The sequence below is a fragment of the Halorubrum distributum JCM 10118 genome, assembly GCF_000337335.1.
GTDB lineage: Archaea > Halobacteriota > Halobacteria > Halobacteriales > Haloferacaceae > Halorubrum > Halorubrum distributum.
Window position 1 is genome coordinate 13935 of record NZ_AOJN01000062.1, and the last position, 18240, is coordinate 32174.

General features: G+C 72.2%; 18 protein-coding genes. 10 read left to right on the top strand and 8 right to left on the bottom strand.

Going from position 1 to position 18240, the window contains the following annotated elements; translation table 11 throughout:
- Positions 1-110: 110 nt before the first annotated feature.
- The 3 genes from C466_RS13665 (at position 111) to C466_RS13675 (ending at position 4416) form a co-directional block, all read left to right on the top strand.
- Positions 111-1877 (top strand): excinuclease ABC subunit C, encoded by a 1767-nt coding sequence (locus C466_RS13665; protein WP_004599273.1) that lies wholly within the window; start codon positions 111-113, stop codon positions 1875-1877.
- 377 nt (positions 1878-2254) lie between these two features.
- Positions 2255-2866 (top strand): RNA 2',3'-cyclic phosphodiesterase, encoded by a 612-nt coding sequence (thpR, locus tag C466_RS13670; protein ID WP_004599272.1) that lies wholly within the window; start codon positions 2255-2257, stop codon positions 2864-2866.
- An 89-nt stretch (positions 2867-2955) separates the two neighbouring features.
- Positions 2956-4416 (top strand): HEAT repeat domain-containing protein, encoded by a 1461-nt coding sequence (locus C466_RS13675; RefSeq protein ID WP_004599271.1) that lies wholly within the window; start codon positions 2956-2958, stop codon positions 4414-4416.
- Positions 4417-4509: 93 nt separating this feature from the next.
- Here C466_RS13675 and C466_RS13680 read toward each other — a convergent pair whose 3' ends face one another.
- Both C466_RS13680 and C466_RS13685 read right to left on the bottom strand, forming a co-directional pair.
- Positions 4510-5340: a DUF7504 family protein gene (locus C466_RS13680; RefSeq protein ID WP_004599270.1), complete on the bottom strand. Its 831-nt coding sequence runs from the start codon at positions 5338-5340 to the stop codon at positions 4510-4512.
- Between the two features lie 112 nt (positions 5341-5452).
- Complete coding sequence (locus tag C466_RS13685) at positions 5453-6754, bottom strand: hemolysin family protein (RefSeq protein WP_004599269.1); 1302 nt, start codon at positions 6752-6754, stop codon at positions 5453-5455.
- 170 nt (positions 6755-6924) lie between these two features.
- Between C466_RS13685 and serA the strand changes: the two genes are divergently transcribed.
- Positions 6925-8529 carry a phosphoglycerate dehydrogenase gene (gene serA, locus C466_RS13690; protein WP_004599268.1) on the top strand — a complete coding sequence of 535 codons (1605 nt, stop codon included), beginning with the start codon at positions 6925-6927 and terminating at the stop codon, positions 8527-8529.
- 13 nt (positions 8530-8542) lie between these two features.
- Here the strand turns inward: serA and C466_RS13695 are convergent, their stop codons facing one another.
- Entirely contained in the window at positions 8543-10309 is a 1767-nt protein-coding gene (locus C466_RS13695) for a histidine kinase N-terminal 7TM domain-containing protein (RefSeq protein ID WP_004599267.1), read from the bottom strand.
- Between the two features lie 174 nt (positions 10310-10483).
- Here C466_RS13695 and C466_RS13700 point away from each other — a divergent pair, with 174 nt between their 5' ends.
- Both C466_RS13700 and C466_RS13705 read left to right on the top strand, forming a co-directional pair.
- The gene (locus C466_RS13700) at positions 10484-11290 is read left to right on the top strand and encodes an N-acyl homoserine lactonase family protein (protein ID WP_004599266.1); all 807 of its coding nucleotides are present in this window, start codon (positions 10484-10486) and stop codon (positions 11288-11290) included.
- Positions 11287-12600: a hydroxyacid-oxoacid transhydrogenase gene (locus C466_RS13705; protein ID WP_004599265.1), complete on the top strand. Its 1314-nt coding sequence runs from the start codon at positions 11287-11289 to the stop codon at positions 12598-12600. The genes C466_RS13700 and C466_RS13705 overlap by 4 nt, the downstream gene beginning before the upstream one ends.
- An 18-nt stretch (positions 12601-12618) precedes the next feature.
- Here C466_RS13705 and thrC read toward each other — a convergent pair whose 3' ends face one another.
- The 4 genes from thrC to C466_RS13725 form a co-directional block, all read right to left on the bottom strand.
- Positions 12619-13902 carry a threonine synthase gene (thrC, locus tag C466_RS13710; RefSeq protein ID WP_004599264.1) on the bottom strand — a complete coding sequence of 428 codons (1284 nt, stop codon included), beginning with the start codon at positions 13900-13902 and terminating at the stop codon, positions 12619-12621.
- Between the two features lie 108 nt (positions 13903-14010).
- Positions 14011-14226, bottom strand: a complete 216-nt coding sequence (locus C466_RS13715) for a DUF7569 family protein (RefSeq protein ID WP_004599263.1) — start codon at positions 14224-14226, stop codon at positions 14011-14013.
- Between the two features lie 74 nt (positions 14227-14300).
- Entirely contained in the window at positions 14301-14978 is a 678-nt protein-coding gene (gene upp / locus C466_RS13720) for a uracil phosphoribosyltransferase (protein WP_004599262.1), read from the bottom strand.
- Positions 14979-15092: 114 nt separating this feature from the next.
- Positions 15093-15329: a hypothetical protein gene (locus C466_RS13725; RefSeq protein WP_004599261.1), complete on the bottom strand. Its 237-nt coding sequence runs from the start codon at positions 15327-15329 to the stop codon at positions 15093-15095.
- A gap of 92 nt (positions 15330-15421) precedes the next feature.
- Here C466_RS13725 and C466_RS13730 point away from each other — a divergent pair, with 92 nt between their 5' ends.
- Both C466_RS13730 and C466_RS13735 read left to right on the top strand, forming a co-directional pair.
- Positions 15422-15736 carry a hypothetical protein gene (locus C466_RS13730; protein ID WP_004599260.1) on the top strand — a complete coding sequence of 105 codons (315 nt, stop codon included), beginning with the start codon at positions 15422-15424 and terminating at the stop codon, positions 15734-15736.
- A gap of 72 nt (positions 15737-15808) precedes the next feature.
- The gene (locus tag C466_RS13735) at positions 15809-16075 is read left to right on the top strand and encodes a hypothetical protein (protein ID WP_004599259.1); all 267 of its coding nucleotides are present in this window, start codon (positions 15809-15811) and stop codon (positions 16073-16075) included.
- A gap of 109 nt (positions 16076-16184) precedes the next feature.
- On the opposite strand, the gene C466_RS13740 is transcribed toward C466_RS13735, so the two are convergent.
- Positions 16185-17498, bottom strand: coding sequence for a CobW family GTP-binding protein (locus tag C466_RS13740; RefSeq protein ID WP_004599258.1), 1314 nt, complete (start codon positions 17496-17498; stop codon positions 16185-16187).
- A gap of 125 nt (positions 17499-17623) precedes the next feature.
- On the opposite strand from C466_RS13740, the gene C466_RS13745 reads away from it, so the two are divergent.
- The gene (locus C466_RS13745) at positions 17624-17830 is read left to right on the top strand and encodes a hypothetical protein (protein ID WP_004599257.1); all 207 of its coding nucleotides are present in this window, start codon (positions 17624-17626) and stop codon (positions 17828-17830) included.
- A 96-nt stretch (positions 17831-17926) separates the two neighbouring features.
- Complete coding sequence (locus C466_RS13750) at positions 17927-18223, top strand: hypothetical protein (RefSeq protein WP_004599256.1); 297 nt, start codon at positions 17927-17929, stop codon at positions 18221-18223.
- The last annotated feature ends 17 nt before the right edge of the window (positions 18224-18240 follow it).

The following is an 18240-nucleotide window of genomic DNA, read 5'->3' on the forward strand; positions in this document are numbered from 1 at the left end:
CCGGGCGGCGGCGGGGACGGCCCGCAGCGGGGACGGCCCGCGGCGGCGAGTCGAGAGCGCCGGGCCCGCAGCGTTCAATGGCGTCGGGCGGCTACGGCGATCCGAGACCGATGGACGCCGACGCGGTGCGCGAGCGGGCCCGAGACCTCCCGACGGAGCCGGGGGTCTACCAGTTCCGGGCGGGCGAGACGACGCTGTACGTCGGGAAGGCGCTCGACCTCCGCGACCGGGTGCGGTCGTACGCGGACCCACGCTCGGGGCGCATCCGCGGGATGGTCGAGCGCGCCGACCGGATCGAGTTCGCGGTCACCGACACGGAGACGCAGGCGCTGCTGCTGGAGGCGAACCTCATCAAGCGGTTGCGGCCGCGGTACAACGTCCGGCTGAAAGACGACAAGTCGTACCCCCTGGTCGCCTTCTCGGACCACGAGGTACCCAGAATCGAAGTGACCCGCGACCCCGAGGCGGGCGCGGTCGCGTACGGCCCGTTCACCGACGTTGGCCGCGTCGAGACCGTGGTGAAGGCGGTGCGGGATGTGTACGGCCTCCGCGGCTGCTCGGACCACAAGTACGAGGGGCGCGACCGCCCCTGCCTCGACTACGAGATGGGGATCTGCTCGGCGCCGTGCACCGGCGAGATCTCCCCCGAAGAATACGCCGAAGACGTCGCCGCCGCACGGCGCTTCTTCGAGGGAGAGACCGGCGTCCTCGCGGACCCCCTGCGCCGCCGGATGGAGGCCGCGGCGGAGGCGAACGAGTTCGAGCGCGCTGCGAACCTCCGCGACCGCCTCGAGGCCGTCGAGGCGTTCCACGGCGAGGGCGGCGAGGCTGTCAGCGACCGGACCGACGACCGCACCGTCGACGTGCTGGCGGCCGCGGTCGAGGGCGACACGGCCCGCGTGGCCCGGCTCCACAGCGAGCGCGGCCAGCTCGTCGACCGGAGCCGGCACCGACTCGACGCCGCGGCGGTGGAGGACGTGGACGGCGGCTCCTCGTCCGCCGACGCCAACACCCCCGCGGCCGTCCTCGCGGCGTTCCTCGCGCAGTACTACGCCGAGCGAGAGTTCCCGGACGCGGTCCTCCTCGCGGAGCGCCCCGCGGACTCGGACGTGGTCGACTGGCTGGAGGGCGAGGGGGTCGCGGTCCGGGTCCCGGGCGCCGGCCGCGAGGCGAAGCTCGTCGAGCTGGCGCTGAAGAACGCCCGGAAGCGCGGCGGGCGCGACGACCCCGTGGGCGCGCTCGGCGAGCGCCTCGGGATCGACCGCCCCGAGCGGATCGAGGGGTTCGACGTGAGCCACGCGCAGGGGACCGCCGTCGTCGGCTCCGACGTGTGCTTCGTCGACGGGTCGGCCGAGACGGCCGACTACCGCCGGAAGAAGCTCACCGAGCGCAACGACGACTACGCGAACATGCGCGAGCTGATCCGGTGGCGCGCCGAGCGCGCGGTCGAGGGGCGGGACGACCGCCCCGACCCCGGCCTCCTCCTGATCGACGGCGGCGACGGACAGCTGGGCGCCGCCCGCGACGCGCTCGCGGAGACGGGCTGGGACGTGCCCGTCGTCGCCCTCGCGAAGGCCGAGGAGCTGGTCGTCACCCCGACCGGCACCCGGCGGTGGGACGACGACGCCCCCGAGCTCCACCTGCTCCAGCGCGTGCGTGACGAGGCGCACCGCTTCGCCGTCTCCTACCACCAGACCGTCCGCGACGAGGTGAAGACGGTCCTCGACGACGTGCCCGGCGTCGGTCCCGAGACCCGACGACGACTGCTCCGGCGGTTCGGCTCGGTCGAGAACGTCCGGGACGCCTCCCGCGACGACCTCACCGACGTCGACGGCGTCGGGGACGCGACCGCCGACACGCTCCGCGAGCGTTTATAAATAGGTCCGCGGTGGCGCGTGCCGGCGAGCGGCCGGAGCGAAGCGGAGGCCGCGAGTCGCACGCGCGAGGGAGTCGCGAGCGAAGCGAGCGACGAGGCTGGGGAGGTGTGAGGCGCGGTCGCTGTGCCGGGCGGGACTCAAAGGGGCAGCCGGGAGGCGGGCGCAGGCGACGTAAGGACCGCAGGAAGGGAGCGAACGAAGTGAGCGACCGACCGAGGACCGCAGCGAGCGTGCGCCCGCCTCCCGGCTGGGGCTTTGGCGGTGTTCGCGATCGATCCACAGTCAGCTATTTATAAGTGAGCGGCTGGGCCGGAGGCATTCACCCTCGATCCGCCATCGATTATTTATAAATCACCACTCCCAATCTTATCCTCGTCATGCGCGCGTTTTTCGCCGTCGACCTCCCGGACTCCCTCGCGCCGGCCGTCGCGGACGCGCAGGCCCCCTTCGCGGACGCGCCCGGCGTCAACCCGGTCGACCCCGAACAGGCGCACGTGACGCTGAAGTTCCTCGGCGATGTCGGCGGACGCGACGACGGAACCGAACCGACGGTCGACGACGTGATCGCGGCCGGCGAGCGCGCCGTCGACCGCGCCGGCGTCGCCCCATTTAAATGCGCCGTCGACCGCGCCGGCGTCGCCCCATTTAAATGCGCCGTCGCCGGCCTCGGCGTCTTCCCGAACCGCGAGTACGTCTCGGTCGTCTGGACCGGCGTCGACAGCGGGGCCGAGGCGCTCACCGCGCTCCACGAGGCCCTCGAAGCGGAGACGACCGCGCTCGGCGTCGACCCCGCCGACCACGAGTTCACGCCGCACGTCACGCTGGCCAGAGTGGAGACCGCGGCCGGGGCCGAGGCGGTCCGCGACGCGCTCGACGCCGAACGGCCCCAGGCCGGGTCGTTCTCGGTCGGCGAGATCCGACTGGTGAAATCGACGCTGACCGAGTCGGGACCCGAGTACGACGTCGTCCGGGAGTTCGACCTCGGGTGAGGCGATCCGACACGCGCCTCCGGTGAGATTCTCACCGCTGATAGCCGCGGCCGTACGTTTAACGTACCGGATCGGTGAGGGGTTCACAGATGGACGACGGGCCGCGAACGGTGGGAAGCGCGGGGTCGACGGAGAGCGGCCGTGCCGGGCGCGACGGCAGTGCCGGGCGCGACGGCGACGGCCCTCCCGACCGCGGGCGCACGGACGGGGGTCGCTCCCCGGCGGTGGCGCGGCTCGGCCGCCGGTTCGACGCGTCGACGCGACGCGAGGCGGCCGAAGCGCTCGGCAACCCCTCCAGTTCGATGAGCGCCGACGCGAGCCGGATCGTCGAGGCGCTGTTCTCGACCGCGCTCGACGACCCCGACGAGGCCGTCCGCGCGGCGGCGATCGAGTCGCTGTACTTCCACGGCGACGACCACGTCGATCGGCTGGCGCGCCGGATCACAGAGCGGCGGGGCGGCGGCGCAGGCGGGGCGAACGGCGCGGGCAGCGGGTCTCGGGCGGCGGGACCCGGCGTCGCCGAGACGTTCTCGCGCTGGCTGGAACACGACCGGGCCGCGTATCGGATGCTCGGCGCGACCGGGCTGTCGGCCGTCGGCGGCGAGGGGGCCGCGCCCCGGCTCCGCGAGGCGTTCGACGACGACGACGCTCGGGTCCGCGCTCGGGCCGTCAGGGGGTACGCGCGAGTCGGCGGCGAGGCGGTCGAGGCGATCCGACCGCTGGTGAACGCACCGAACGACCTCGTGCGCGGCGCCGCGGTCGACGCGCTCGTCGCGATGGACAGCGACGACGCGGTCGAACTGCTCGCGCTCGCGGCGCGTCGCGGCAGCGAGCGGCTCCGGCTCGCCGTCGTCGACCGACTTGATGCGCTCGACCGGCGGGACGCGACCGGGGTGTTGATCGGGTCGCTGCGCGACCCCTCGGAGACCGTCAGCCGGGCGGCCGCGAGGTCCGTCGCCGCGGTGACCGCCGAGGCGGAGGCGGTCCCCGCTGGCGACGTTCGCGACCGCCTCCTCGCCGAGCGACCGTTCGAGACCGACGGCCTGCTCGCGGTGTTCCGGGCGGTCGCCGCGGAGCGGACCGCGTCCTGCCGGACCGGGAAGAGCGGAGGAGCGCCCGACCGGCCGCGAGAGGCCGTCGATGCCGAGACGAGGCGGTACGCGGCGTGGCTGTACTGCGAGCTCCTCGAAGCGGCCGACCCGGACGCGGCCGACCGGTCGGCGGCCGTCGAGTGGCTGATCGACACGCTCGACCACCGCGACCGGCTGGTGGCGGACCTCGCCGCGGCCTACCTGCCGCGGATCGTCTCGGCGGCCGCGACCGAGGAGGCCCCCTCAGAGGGCGCGACCGAGTCCCCGCTCGGCGTCGACGTCGAGCGGCGGCTGCGCGCGCTCGCGAGCGACGAGACCGCCTCGGAGAGCGCCCGCGAGCGCGCCAGGGCGGTGTTGCGGCGGTTCAAGCGGGCCGTCGTCGAGGCGGCCGCTGACCGCCACGTGGAGTACGTCTACGTCCGCTGGCCCGCGGACTACACCGAGAGCTACGGCGAGTGACCGAACGACGAGACGGCGGGGGACCGGGCGTCCGCAGACGCGGACGCGCCGGCGGAGCCCGCACCGGCCGCCGCGGCGGCGCGAAGCCGGGAGTTACGGCCGGCGGACGAATCGACCGTCGTCGACCGCGACCCGCAGGTCGATCGTCTCGTCGAGGAAGTTCAGGACGGTGGCGACGTTGGGGTCCGCGTCGGCGTCGACGTACAGCTGTAACGCGCCGCCCGCGTCGTCGAGGCGCGCGGCGAGCATGCGGACGAACGCCACCGCCCGTTCGACGTCGAAGGAGGCGACGATCTGGTGGAAGACGCTCACTTCCAGCGAGATGCGCTCGCCGGGCTCGTGGTTGGCGTCGAGGATCCGCGAGACCGTCTCGCCGACCTCGTCCGGGGAGAGGCGCGGGTCGAGCTCGACGATCTCGGCGTTGCGTCCCTCGAAGTCGACGTCGGGCGTCGCCTCGAAGTCGTACTCGCCGGTCGAGACGATAACCGTCCGCCGGGGCCACGCGTCGAGGGCCCCGTCGAGCGCGCGCACCAGCCGCTCCGGGGTGGGAGTCACGGCCACCGCCAGCCCCGCGGCGCCGTGGAAATGCGCCCGGAGCGGGTCGGCCTCGTCGCCGGCGGCCGGCCCGTCGACGCGGACGACGCCGTCCCAGCCCACCAGGTCCGCCACGTGAGCCCCGCCGGCGATCCGGTCGGCCACGTGCTCGTGGAGGTGCGTCTTGAACTCGGCGACGGCCCCGTCAGTGTCGTAGGCGGTCTTGGCCGTGGCGCAGTACGGACAGTCCCAACTCACGCGGAAGTCCGACTTCGAGAGGGCGTCGGAGTGGTGCGCGAGCAGGTGCGAGCCCGTCACCTCGGCCATCTCCGACCGGTCCCGCGTCCACGCGACGAACCCGCACCGGTCACACGCCCAGCGGCTCACCATGGTCGAGAACGTACCTCACGAGACCCGTCGGAAGTACATGTATGTTGTGTTACGTGTGGCCGGCCGCCGCGCGCGGCGGGCTCGGCGGGCGCGACGGGCGCGACGACGGCGGTCACGCGGAATCGACCGACCCGTCGCCGTCGACCGCCCCCGACGCGAACCCGTTCTCGTCGGCGTGTTCCACGCGGACCCGAGTGACCCGCGTCGCGGTCGCACCGGTGACGGCGAGCGTGACGTCGCCGACCGCGACGCGGTCGCCCTCGGACGGCAGCCGGCCGAGCTGTCGGGTTATCAGGCCCGCGACGGTCTCGGCGCCCGCGTCCGCGGGCAGCGCGAGCCCGAGCGTCTCGTTGAGGTGGGCCACCGTCGTCCACCCGCGGACCACGGCGGCGTCGGGCGCGACCACGTCGACGGCGTCCGTCTCCCACCGCCCGACCAGCTCGCCGACCACCTCCTCGAAGAGGTCCTCCAGCGTCGCGATCCCGACGACCGCGCCGTGTTCGTCGACGACGATCACCATCCGCGCCTCGCTCGCGCGCATCTCCGCGAACAGCTCGTCGAGCGGCTTCGTCTCGGGGACGAACGTCGGCTCGCTGAGGACGCTCGCGAGGTCGGCGCCCGTCTCCTCGGCGCGGATCGCGTCGCGGACGTCGAGGACGCCGATCACGTCGTCGCGGTTCTCGCCGTACACCGGCATCCGGGTGACGCCCTCGCTCGCGGCCCGCGAGAGCGCGTCCGCCGGCGTCGCCGTCCGCGGGAGCGCGACCACGTCGGTCCGGGGGACCATCACCGCGTCGACGGTCGTGGTCTCCAGATCGAGGACGCCGCGGATCATCGCGCCCTCGTCGGGGTCGAGCGCGCCCGCGGCCTCGCCCGACCGAACGAGCGTCGCGATCTCCTCGCGGGTGAGGTACGACTCGATCGCGGACTCGCCCCCCGTGAAGCGGTTGACGACCCCGGAGAGTGCCTCGAACACGTACAGGACGGGGCGGAGGACGCGCTGGATCGCGACGACGATCCGCGAGACGCGGAGCGCGTGCTTCTCGGCGTTGGCGACCGCGTACGACTTCGGCGCGATCTCGCCGAAGACGATGACGAAGAGCGAGGTGACGAGCGTCGACCCCGTGGCCGCCTCGCCGCCGGAGAAGCCGAACCGGACGAACACCGCGGTCGCGACCGACGCCGCGGCGATGTTGGCGACGTTGTTGCTCACGAGGGCCGTGACGAGGAAGCGGTGCGAGTCGTCGCGCAGCGCCGACAGCGCCCGGGCGCCGGGGACGTCGGTCGCGACGAGCGAGTCGATCCGGTGGGTCGGCACGGAGAACACCGCGAGTTCCGAACTGGAGAAGAAGGCGCTCACCGCGGTCAGCGCGAGGATGGCGCCGACGCCGACGAACGCGATCGTGAGGTCCATACCGCCACATGCGGCCGGGTATAAAAGGGAGTACCGACGCCGCAGATACCCACGAACGCGCATTCTCCACCGGAAACGGAGGGGTCGATACACACGAGCGCGGATCCGTTCGGGCGGCAAAACGGCGCGATTCGGAAAGCGTTAACCCCGCGCCGCGGGTGCGTTTCGACATGAAGGTACTCGTGACCGACCCCATCGCGGACGCGGGGTTGGACCGACTCAGAGACGCCGGCCACGAGGTCGTCACCGACTACGAGAGCGAGGGGGAGGCGTTGCTCGACGCCGTCGCCGACGCGAACGCGCTGATCGTGCGGTCCGGGACCGACGTGAACGAGGCCGTCTTCGAGGCCGCGACCGAGCTGGTCATCGTCGGCCGCGCCGGCATCGGCGTCGACAACATCGACATCGAGGCCGCCACCGACCACGGCGTCATCGTCGCGAACGCGCCCGAGGGGAACGTCCGCGCCGCCGCCGAGCACACCGTCGCGATGACGTTCGCCGTCGCGCGCTCGATCCCGCAGGCCCACGGCCGCCTCGTCGGCGGCGAGTGGGCGAAAGGCGAGTTCCTCGGCACCGAGGTGAACAACAAGACGCTCACCATCGTCGGGCTCGGCCGCGTCGGCCAGGAGGTCGCCAAGCGCCTCGACTCGCTCGGGATGGACCTCGTCGTCTACGACCCGTACATCTCCGAGGAGCGCGCCGACCGGATGGGCGCCGAGCTCGTCGAGGACCTCCACGACGCGCTCGCGGCCGGCGACTTCGCGACGATCCACACCCCGCTCCTCCCCGAGACGGAGGGGATGATCGGCGAGGCCGAGCTGGCACAGCTGGAGGGCGGCTACCTCATCAACTGCGCCCGCGGCGGCATCGTCGACGAGGGCGCGCTCGCCGAGGCGGTCGACGACGGCGTCCTCGCGGGCGCCGCGCTCGACTCCTTCGCGGAGGAGCCGCTCCCGCAGGACTCGCCGCTGCTCGACGTCGAGGAGATCGTCGTGACCCCCCACCTCGGCGCCTCGACGGAGGCGGCCCAGGAGAACGTCGCGGTCGACACCGCGGAGGCCGTCCTCGCGGCGTTCGACGACGAGCCCGTCCTGACCGCGCTCAACGCGCCCTCCGTCGACGAGAGCGCGTTCCCGCGGATCGAGCCGTACATCGACGTGGCCGAGACCGCCGGAAAGGTGGCCGCACAGCTGCTCGACGGCCGTATCACCGAGGTGGAGGCCACCTACGAGGGCGACATCGCCGCGGAGGAGGTCGACCTCGTCACCGCGAGCGCGCTGAAGGGCGTCTTCGAGCCGCTGGAGTGGCAGGTGAACGCGGTGAACGCGCCGCGGCTCGCGGAGGAGCGCGGCATCGAGGTGACGGAGTCGAAGACGCGACAGACAGACGACTTCCAGAGCCTCGTCCGCGTCACCGTCCGCAACGGCGACGACGAGATCGCGGTCGAGGGGACGCTGTTCGCGGGCGAGGACGCCCGCATCGTCCGGATCGACGGGTTCCGTGTCGACGCGGTCCCGTACGGCCACATGCTCGTCGCGCGCAACACCGACGAGCCCGGCGTCATCGGCCTCATCGGCACCGTCCTCGGCGACCACGACGTGAACATCGCCGGGATGTTCAACGGCCGCGAGACGCAGGGCGGGGAGGCGCTCACCGTCTACAACCTCGACTCGGCCGTCCCGGACGCGGCGGTCGAGGAGCTGCTCGCGGACGACCGGGTCGTCGAGATCACCGAGATCACGCTGGACGGCGCAGACGGGCGCGCCGACGAGTAGCGCGCCCGGTCGGCTATTTTTCCGTCGCGAGCGGCTCCGAGGGCGTTGCGAGCGCGTCCGGGTCGGCGACGACGGGCGCCGCGACCTCAGCGACCGGTCGGTCGCCGAAGCCGACGACGAACGCCGCGCCGTCGCCGACGGCCATCGCCCCCGCGTCGGGGACCGCGTCCGTCTCCCCGCGACCCCGCCCGGCGGCGACAGTCCACCCGTGCGACGCGGCGAGCGTCGCGACGGACGCGAGGCCGATCCCCGTGCCGTCGTCGGCGGTCGTGTAGCCGCGGTCGAAGGCCCGGTCGCGCTCCGCCGGCGGGATCCCGGGGCCGTCGTCGACGACCGCGAAGCCCCCGTCGAGCGCGACGGCGGTCACGGCCGGGTCGGGACCGGCGTGAACTGCCGCGTTCCGGAAGAGGTTCTCAAGGACGCTGCGCACCGCCGCCCTGTCCGCGACGTACGACTCGTCGCCCGCGACCGTCAGCGTCGCGGCCGCCGTCTCCGCGGTCCGCCACGCGTCCTCGGCCAGCGTCGCGAACCGGAACGACTCGGCGTCGGTGTCGGGGTCCGGGTGGTCGACGGCCGCGAGCGTCTCGTCGACGATCTCGAATATCCGGTCGTGAGCCCCCTCGACGCGCTCGATCGCCGCCTCGTCGCCCCCGGTCGCGAGGTCCGTGAACCCGTCCGCGACCGCCAGCGGGTTCTTGATGTCGTGCGCCAGCGCGTGCGTCAGCGTCTGGAGCCGGTCGTTCGCCACCTCCAGATCCCGCCGGTTGCGCTCCGAGTCGGTCACGTCCCGCAGCAGCAGCACCGTGCCCTGCGAGCGGCTACCGAGCGTCGGGAGCGGGACGGCCGAAAGCGAGACGAAGCGGGTCTCCCCGTCGACCTCGACGCGCAGCGGCTCGTCTGGGGCCTCCCCGCGCCGGTACGCGGCGCGGACCTCTGGGGCGCTCGACAGCGCGTCGGCGACCGTCGCGCCGACCGCGACGTCGTCGCCGAGCCACGCGCGCGCCGCCGGGTTCGTGTCCGCGATCCGACCGCTCCGGTCGACGACGACGATGGGGTCCGGGATCGCCTTCAGGGTCACCTGCCGGGCGACGGGCGTCACGCCGAGCGTCGGCCCGCGCCGGAGCGCGGCCGTGAAGGCGACGCCCGTGAGCACGAACAGGAGTTCGGGCCGGAACGCGGGCCCGCCCCCGAGGACGACGAACTGCGCGGCCCACGGCGCCCCGGAGCCGACGAGCAGCAGCCCCGCGGAGGTGCGGAACGCGGGCGCCGAGTCGTATACGCCGTACGCGAGCGTCGCGAACGTCGCGACGAGCAGGAGCTGCGAGTAGAGCCAGCCGGCCCACCACGCCGGGCCGAGCTCCCGGACCAGCACCGTTCCGGAGCCGAACGCGACGACGTCGGTGCCGGCCCGGACCAGCCCGTGGTAGTCGTTCGTCCAGCTCAGCAGCGTCAGCGCGGCGAGCGGGGCAGCCAGGACGAGCAGCCGACGCCGCGAGATCCACGCGTCGTAGCCGAGGTACGACGCGACGAACGCGACCGCCGCGACCGGGACGACGGCGGTCGCGGGGTACTGGACGTTGAGCCAGAACACCTTGCCGGCCTCGGTCGCCGCGACCGCCTCGCCGAACAGCCCGGCGGACCACCAGAAGATCGCGCCCATGAACGCGGCCGCGGCGAGCCCGCCCGGCTCGTCGCGGTACTCGAACGCGGCCGCGGTGGCGCCGGCGGCCACGGTCGCGGCGAGCGCGGCGAGCGGCGCCGTCAGCGAGACCTCTATCAACTTGTTTGTTGTTCAATACGCTACTATATAATACAAACCGTCGGCGTATCGCGCCTGAATATCGGCGGCGCGGCCCGCGCGCGACGCGTCGACCCCGGGCGAGCGGCGGGGCCAGAGGTCGGCGACCCGTCAAAGAGGTATGTTTATGAACTATCATTAAGAACGCTGAACTGTATGGTGGAAGCTGAGGTCCACGTCATCGACCGCGGCGGGTTGTACTGCGATATGAACTACATGATGGAGGCGAACACTATCGGGAGCCACGACGAACCCAACCCCGACACCGAGTACGGGGAGATCCCAGTGTGGAACCTCGTCATCGATCACCCGGAGGCGACGATCCTCTGGGACACCGGATCGCACCACGACGCCGCCGACGGCCACTGGCCGGAGGGGCTCGTTCAGGCGTTCTATCCGCACGACGCGAGCGAGCACCGCCTCGACGACGACTTGGAGGACGCGGGCTACTCGCTCGACGACATCGACGCGGTGTTCCAGAGCCACCTCCACCTCGACCACGCCGGTGGCCTGGAGTTCTTCGCGGGCACCGACACGCCAGTGTACGTCCACGAGGAGGAGCTGAAGTTCGCCTACTACAGCGCGAAGACCGACGAGGGGAGCAGCGCGTACGTCCTCGACGACTTCGACCACGACCTGAACTGGCGGGTCCTCCACCGCGACCGCGAGGAGCGCTTCGCCGACCTGGAGTTCGTCCGCTTCCCCGGCCACACGCCCGGGCTCACCGGCTCGGTGATCCACCTCGACGACGAGGGGACGCTGGTGTTCACCGGCGATCAGGTGTACATGGACGAGAACTACGAGGCGGGCACGCCGCTCGGCGGGCCCCTCGTCTGGGGGAAGACGGAGTGGGCAGAGAGCCTGAACCGGATCCGCGAGCTGGAGCGGCGTCACGACGCCGAGATCGTGTTCGGCCACGACCCCGAGCAGTTCGAGGCGATCCAGCCGGGGTGGGGAGTGTGAGCTACGAGCGCTCCGTCTCCGCCGACCCGCACGAGCTCTCGCCGGAGACGGTCTGGGAGGTCCAGATGCCGGCGGTCCGCGTGGGGGCTGGCGCGGCCGACGAGCTCGGCTACCAGCTCGGTCAGCTCGGGCTCGACGGCGACGAGCGCGGGCTGATCGTCACCGACTCGGACCTCGTCTCGCTGGGCCACGTCGACCGCGTCGCGGACGAGCTGGCGGCCGACGGCCTCGACGTCGACGTGTACGACGGGGTCGAGCGCGAGCCCAGCATCGAGGCGGTCGGGGAGTGTATCGCGTTCGTCCGCGAAGAGATGGGCGAGGACGGGTACGACTTCTACCTCGGGTTGGGCGGCGGGAGCTGTATGGACACCGCGAAGGCGACCCGGGCCGTCATCGCGAACGGCGGCGACGTGCTCGACTACGTGGCCGCGCCGACGGGCGCGGGCGAGGACCTCACCGAGTCGGGCCCGCCGCTGATCCTGTTGCCGACGACGGCGGGGACGGGCTCCGAGATCTCCCCCGTCGCGATCCTCTCGGTGCCCGAGAAGGACATCAAGGAGGGGATCTCCAGCCCGCACGTCCGCGCCGACGCCGCGGTGCTCGACCCGACGCTCACCACGACGCTGCCGCCGGACCTCACGGCGAAGACCGCGATGGACGCGCTCGGCCACGCGATCGAGGGGTACACCACCCACCGCTACGACGACCTGCTCCGGCCGGAGGACCCGGCCGACCGCCCCGTGTACGCCGGCCGCACCGGCTTCACGGAGATGTTCAGCGAGAAGGCGATCGACCTGCTCTCCTCGAACGTGCGCCGCGTCGTCAACAACGGCGACGACGTCGAGGCGCGCGGCGCGATGCTGAAGGGCGCGCTGTTCGGCGCGATCGCCGGGCTCACCGCCGGCGCGAGCCTCGCGCACGCGATGGCGTACCCCGTCGGCAACAACTACCACACCTATCACGGGGAGACCATCGCGGCGCTCACGCCCGCGAGCACCCTCGGCTACAACGTCGCCAGCGACCCGCCGCGGTTCGCGAAGGTGGCGGAGATGCTCGGCGCCGACACCTCGGGGATGAGCACCCGGGAGGCCGCCGACGAGGCCCGAGAGGAGTTCGTGCGGCTCCAGCGCGACCTCAACGTGCTCCCGAGCGGACTCAACGAACTGGCCGGAATCACCGACGACGACATCGGCGTACTCGCCGAGAGCACCGTGGAGAGCCAGCAGCGGCTGCTCCGGTGTAACCCGCGGCCCGTGACGGCGGAGGACGTCGAAGAGGTGTTCCGGGACGCGCTGTACAACTGGGAGTAGCGCGCGCGGCCGACCCGATCAGTCGTGTAAGAGGTCGAGGATCGAGTCGACGTCGTTCGGGACCGGCTCCGGGTCGCCGCCGGCCTCGTAGGCCGCGTCGGGATCTTTTAAGAGATGGCCGGTCGTCAGGCAGACGACCCGCTCGTCGTCGTCGACGACGCCCGAACGCCGGAGCTTCTTGAGGCCCGCGAGGCTCGCCGCGGAGGCGGGCTCGACGCCGACGCCCTCGCTGGCGAGGTGGCGCTGCGCGGCGGTGATCTCCGCGTCGCTCACGGCGACCGCGGTGCCGCCGGTGTTGCGGATCCCGGGGATCGCTTTCGGCGCGTTGACCGGGTTGCCGATGCGGATCGCGGTCGCGCGCGTCTCGACCTCCTCCCAGCGACGGACCTCGTCGTTCCCTTCCTCGATCGCCTCGACCATCGGCGCCGCGCCCTCGGCCTGAACGCCGGTGAGCTTGGGGACCTCGTCGACGTCGAGCGCGCCCGACTGGACGAGCTCGCGGAAGCCCTTGTACAGCGCGGAGGTGTTCCCCGCGTTGCCGACGGGGAGGACGATGCGGTCGGGGAAGACGCCGTAGTCGGCGTAGAACTCCTCGAGGATCTCGAAGCCGATCGTCTTCTGGCCCTCCAGCCGGAACGGGTTCAGCGAGTTGAGCAGGTACGCCTCGCCGCGGGCGGCCAGCTCCTGGACGATGTCGAGGCAGGCGTCGAAGTTGCCGTCGACCTCCAGGATTCGCGCGCCGTGGAGGCTGGCCTGCGCGATCTTCCCCGCGGCGACCTTCCCCGCCGGCAGGAGGACGAGCGTCTGCATCCCGCCGCGGCCGCCGTACGCCGCGAGCGCGGCCGAGGTGTTGCCCGTCGAGGCGCACGCGAGCGCGCCGACGCCCAGCTCCTTCGCCACGCGGACGCCGACGGTCATCCCGCGGTCCTTGAACGAGCCGGTGGGGTTCATCCCCTCGTGTTTGATCCGGAGCGCGTCGACGCCCACCGACTCCTCGATGCGCGGGACGCGGTGGAGCGGCGTGTCGCCCTCGGGGAGCGTGACGCCGAGGTCGAAGGGGAGCGCCTCGCGGTAGCGCCAGACGCCGCGCTCGGGCCCGTCGGAGGGCGCGCCCGCGCCGAACTCGTCGAACGTCGGCGGGTCGTCGTACCGGACTTCGAGCAGGCCGTCGCACTCGTCGCAGGTGTACCGGACGGCCTCGAAGGGGGCGAACGTCTCGTCGCACTCGATACACGCGAGCCACGTCCCGTCGGCGGCGCAGTCGGGCGCCGCCGGGGCCGGGGCGTCGATGGCGAGATCCATTACGACGAGGTCCGTTCCGCCGCGGCTTAAGACGGGCGGTCGGAACGGACGTTGCCGGCCGGAACGAAGGTGTTCGGTCGTCGCTGGCCGGAACGAAGCTGTCCGGTCTCAGTCGACGATGATCTCGGAGGTGTCGTCGCCCTCGTCCCCGCCGGAGCCGAGGCGGTCCTGGTAGCGCTGGATCCAGTCGGCGAAGCAGTCGGGGCAGAGCCGCTGGGTGTCGATGTTCGCCCGGTCGACGCTCAGCCGGACGGTGCGCGAGAGCGCGTCCGTCGTGGGCTCGCCGCAGGCGTCGCAGGGCTCGGTCGTCGGCGCGTCGCTCATGTCGTATCGGTCGCGGCGCCGGCTCTTAAAAGTACGTCGACGGAACCGAGGCGTCTCGGCGGCGACACGACCGCTCAGACGGTCCGGAACGCGCGGTCGCCGGCGTCGCCGAGGCCGGGGACGATGAACCCGTCGTCGTCGAGGTGATCGTCGATGGCGACCGTCAGCAGGTCCGCCTCGGGGACCGCCTCGCTCACGCGGACGAGGCCGGCGGGCGCGGAGACCGCCGAGAGCACGAACAGGTCCTCGAAGTCGGCGGCCTCGTCGAGGACGTGGTCGAGGACGGCGACCATCGTCGACCCCGTCGCGAGCATCGGGTCGGCGACGATGACGGTGTCCTCCGGCCGGATCTCGGGGAGCTTCACGTAGTCGATGGTGATCGGGAACTCGCCGTCCGCGGTCATCCCGGCCTCCTCGTCGCGGCCGGCAGAGATGACGCCCTGTTTCGCGCGCGGGAACGCCTTCAACAGCCCTTCGACGAACGGCGTCGCGGCGCGGAGGACGTTGATTATCACCACGTCGTCGAGCCCCTTCACCCGCTCGCCGGTGGTCTCCGCGAGGGGGGTCTCGACGGGGACGTACTCCGTCTCCATCGCGCCGTCGATGATCTCGTAGCCGCAGATGCGGCCGAGCTTCACGAGCCCCTTCCGGAACGCCACCTGCTCCGTCTCGACGTCGCGCAGCCGCGAGAGGGTGTCCGTCGCCAGCGCGTGCGTGATGAGGTAGGCGTCGTCGCGGTCTTCGATCGTCATTGTCGGGAGACGGGCCGCGTTCGGCTTAAAAGATGGCGAAAATCGCCGGTTCGAGGGAGCGCGTCCGAACGCGGAGGCGGGCGACGCGTGAGGGCGGAGGGAACGCCGCCGCGGTCACCGCAGCACGACGACGTACGTCAGCGCGAAGATGACGAGCGCGAGGGAGGCGACGTTCGTCGCGGTGACCTCGGCGACGTCGAGCAGCTGGAGCCCCCAGAACGCGGTCCACGCGAACAGCCCAGAGAGGACGGCGTTCAGGAGCAACACCACCCGCGGGTCACCCTCCGACCCCTCGACGCCCTCGCGAATTCCCTCGGGTCCCTCTCCCGCTCCCCGCTGATCGTCGCTCATACGCCTACGCCGGGCGGAGCGTCACTTAGCTCTTCGCCACGACACCCGCGACGTTTTGTCCGCGCGGACCGTAGCGGCTCTCGCCGATCGAGATGCGCGTTCACAACAAGCACGGAGACCGGATCGACCCCGTCCCCTTCCTCGTCACCGTCGGGCTCGCGTTCATGGTCGCGTTTTCCTTCGGTCCGATATACGGGCTCGCGTACGGGTTCGCGCTGCGGGCCGCGCTGGCGCTGTCGGGGGCGGCGTTCGCCGGTGCGACGGCGCTCGCGTACCGGCAGTTGGTCCGGAGCGCGCCCGCTATCGACGCCGGTCCCCTCCCGCCGGGACCGCGCGTCGAGCGGCTGTTCTACGCGGCGGTCGGGCTGGGCGTCGGGCTGGTCGCGCTCACGCTCCCGCTGCTCTGACGCCGAGCGTTCGGTCCCGCCACGCCGCCGATCCACGGTAATGTGTCACAATCGCACAGCGGCGGGAGCGTAATGGAGCGGGACGACGTACGCGGGCGTATGAGCGTTTTCGACAGGCTGTCGCGCGCGTTGCGGGGACCGACCCGGAGCGCGCCGGAGACCGCCGGCGACGACGGCTCCGAGGGGTCGTACTGGTGCGACGACTGCGGCGTGCGGGTCCGCGACGTCGCCGTCGACGAGGCGGGGCTCGACCGCGACGACGAGGGGGTGCCGGCGTGTCCGGACTGCGGCGACGCGATGCGCTTCGAGCGCGCGAGCGGCCACGGCTGCGCCTGCTGAGCGCGAACGTCTCGGTTTATAAACGGGTCAGGGCTCGCGGAGCACCGTCGCCTCGCCCTCCCGATCGATCAGGGCTCGCGGAGCACCGTCGCCTCGCCCTCCCGATCGATCAGGGCTCGCGGAGCACCGTCGCCTCGCCCTGATCGGTCGGGAACGGCGCGGGATCGGCGTCGGCGGGGTCGTCGCCGACGCCCGGGTCGCCGAGCGCCGCGAGCTCCTCGTCCGTCAGGAGCGCGTCGTCGAGCCGGTCGACGAGCGCGGCCTCGTCGACCCCGGTGCCGATGACGACGAACTCGGTCCGGCGGTCGCCGTGGTCGTCATCCCACTCCAAGTCCGGGCGGTTCGAGCGCAGCATGTCGCGCTCGACCGACGGGAGGCTCGCGATCCACGGGCCGAGCGCCTCGACGCGGACCGACCGCCCGGCCTGCCCGACCTGCTGGCGCTGGTCGGTGCCGGCCACCCACAACGTCCCCTTCGAGCGGACCACGTCGGCCGGGAGGTCCCGCAGGAGCGCGGCGATCCGCTCCGGGTGAAAGGGTCGCCGGCGGCGGTAGGTGAAGGAGGTGACGCCGTACACCTCGTCGGGGTGGCGGTGGACGTGACTCCCCTCCGAATCGCCGCTGTGGTCGTGGTCGTCCGCGAGCGCGCGCTTCCAGCCGGGGAGGTCACCGACCTCGCCCTCGTCGAACAGCCCGACGTCGAGGATCCGGTCCGGGTCGACCGCCGAGAACTCCGTGACGACCGTCTCCGCGTCGGGCTGGAGCGCCCCCACGAGGCCGACCGCCTCGTCGACCTCCGCGTCGGTACAGAGGTCCGCCTTGTTACACACCACGAGGTTCGACACCTCGACCTGCTCGACGAGGAGGTCCGAGAGCGGGCGGTCGGCGTCGCCGTCGCCCGCGCCGCCGTTCCCGCGGCCGTCGCCCGCGCCGCCGTTCCCGCGGCCGTCATCGGTCGCTGCGCCCGCGTCCGGATCGACGCGCCGCTCCGGCGTCTCGTCGCCCGCGAACGCGTCGAGGAACTGCCGCGTGTCGATCACGGTCACCAGCGCGTCGACGCGGTAGCGGGCCGCCGCGCGAGACTCGGTCGTGAACAGCCGCGCGACCGGCGCGGGTTCCGAGATACCAGAGGACTCGACGACCAGAGCGTCGAAGGAGCGCTCGTTCGCGAGCCGCACCACGGCGCTTTCGAGGTCGTCCTGCAGCTCACAGCAGATACAGCCGTTCGACAGCTCGGTGACGCCCTCGACGTCGACCTCGGACTCCTCCGCGATCAGGTCCGCGTCGACGTTCACGTCGCCCATGTCGTTGACGAGGACCGCGACGTCGCGGTCGCCGGCGTTCCGGAGCAGGTGGTTGAGGAGCGTCGTCTTGCCCGCGCCGAGTCCCCCCGAGAGCACGGTCACCGGGATGCGGTCGTCCATACGGTCGGATCGGCCACGACGCTCTTGAACCCCCGGGCGGCGCGGGGGAGCGACCGGGCGCCGGGGGCCGCCACGGGGCGATCCGAGCCGATACGTTGATAGGCGGGGGTCGTCGAACTCGCGGTATGGTTCTGTCCGCCTCCGCCGTGTCGCTCGTCAGCGTCGCGGTGACCGTGCTGATGGTCGCCGCGATGCTGTATCTCGTCTGGGGAGCGCTCGGCGACGACATCCACACGCCGAGCCCTGGCAACGAGGACCGACCGGATTTGGACGACGACGACGCCGAATCCGACGAGGCGTCGAGCGAGCTCACGGACGGGAACACCGCCTGACGACCCGCGCTCCGCGGGCGACTCCGTTCCGCGGGCCGTGACTGCGCCGCCCCGGCCGCGACAGGTTTTAACGCGGGAGGAGTGTCATGAGAAATGATGACAGTAGCCGACCGGATCGAAACGTTTCGGGCCACGCTGGAGGAGTGGCTCCGGGGCCTGTACCACGGGATGATCACGCATCCGGCCTACGAGAAGATCGAGAAGGAGGCCGAGGACACCGAAGACGAGTTCATGCTCGCGTGTTTCCCGGACGCGTTCGGGATCCCGTCGCCGGTGTCGTACTACACCGCCGAGCTGCTCCCGTACCTCGAAGACGAGTTCGAGGCGTGGGAGCGGCGGCTGTGGGACCGCGAGACGCTGATCGAGCGGAAGGGTCAGCAGTACCACTTCTGATGACGGACCGGCGCACA

What these genes read in the sequence shown, in the direction of transcription:
- serA (WP_004599268.1), top strand. Translation starts at nt 6,925, where the DNA reads ATGAAGGTACTCGTGACCGACCCCATCGCGGACGCGGGGTTGGACCGA.
- C466_RS13675 (WP_004599271.1), top strand. Translation starts at nt 2,956, where the DNA reads ATGGACGACGGGCCGCGAACGGTGGGAAGCGCGGGGTCGACGGAGAGC.
- thrC (WP_004599264.1), bottom strand. Translation starts at nt 13,902, where the DNA reads ATGGATCTCGCCATCGACGCCCCGGCCCCGGCGGCGCCCGACTGCGCC.
- C466_RS13665 (WP_004599273.1), top strand. Translation starts at nt 111, where the DNA reads ATGGACGCCGACGCGGTGCGCGAGCGGGCCCGAGACCTCCCGACGGAG.
- C466_RS13685 (WP_004599269.1), bottom strand. Translation starts at nt 6,754, where the DNA reads ATGGACCTCACGATCGCGTTCGTCGGCGTCGGCGCCATCCTCGCGCTG.
- C466_RS13700 (WP_004599266.1), top strand. Translation starts at nt 10,484, where the DNA reads ATGGTGGAAGCTGAGGTCCACGTCATCGACCGCGGCGGGTTGTACTGC.
- C466_RS13750 (WP_004599256.1), top strand. Translation starts at nt 17,927, where the DNA reads ATGACAGTAGCCGACCGGATCGAAACGTTTCGGGCCACGCTGGAGGAG.
- upp (WP_004599262.1), bottom strand. Translation starts at nt 14,978, where the DNA reads ATGACGATCGAAGACCGCGACGACGCCTACCTCATCACGCACGCGCTG.
- C466_RS13745 (WP_004599257.1), top strand. Translation starts at nt 17,624, where the DNA reads ATGGTTCTGTCCGCCTCCGCCGTGTCGCTCGTCAGCGTCGCGGTGACC.
- C466_RS13715 (WP_004599263.1), bottom strand. Translation starts at nt 14,226, where the DNA reads ATGAGCGACGCGCCGACGACCGAGCCCTGCGACGCCTGCGGCGAGCCC.
- C466_RS13740 (WP_004599258.1), bottom strand. Translation starts at nt 17,498, where the DNA reads ATGGACGACCGCATCCCGGTGACCGTGCTCTCGGGGGGACTCGGCGCG.
- C466_RS13680 (WP_004599270.1), bottom strand. Translation starts at nt 5,340, where the DNA reads ATGGTGAGCCGCTGGGCGTGTGACCGGTGCGGGTTCGTCGCGTGGACG.
- C466_RS13730 (WP_004599260.1), top strand. Translation starts at nt 15,422, where the DNA reads ATGCGCGTTCACAACAAGCACGGAGACCGGATCGACCCCGTCCCCTTC.
- thpR (WP_004599272.1), top strand. Translation starts at nt 2,255, where the DNA reads ATGCGCGCGTTTTTCGCCGTCGACCTCCCGGACTCCCTCGCGCCGGCC.
- C466_RS13725 (WP_004599261.1), bottom strand. Translation starts at nt 15,329, where the DNA reads ATGAGCGACGATCAGCGGGGAGCGGGAGAGGGACCCGAGGGAATTCGC.
- C466_RS13735 (WP_004599259.1), top strand. Translation starts at nt 15,809, where the DNA reads ATGGAGCGGGACGACGTACGCGGGCGTATGAGCGTTTTCGACAGGCTG.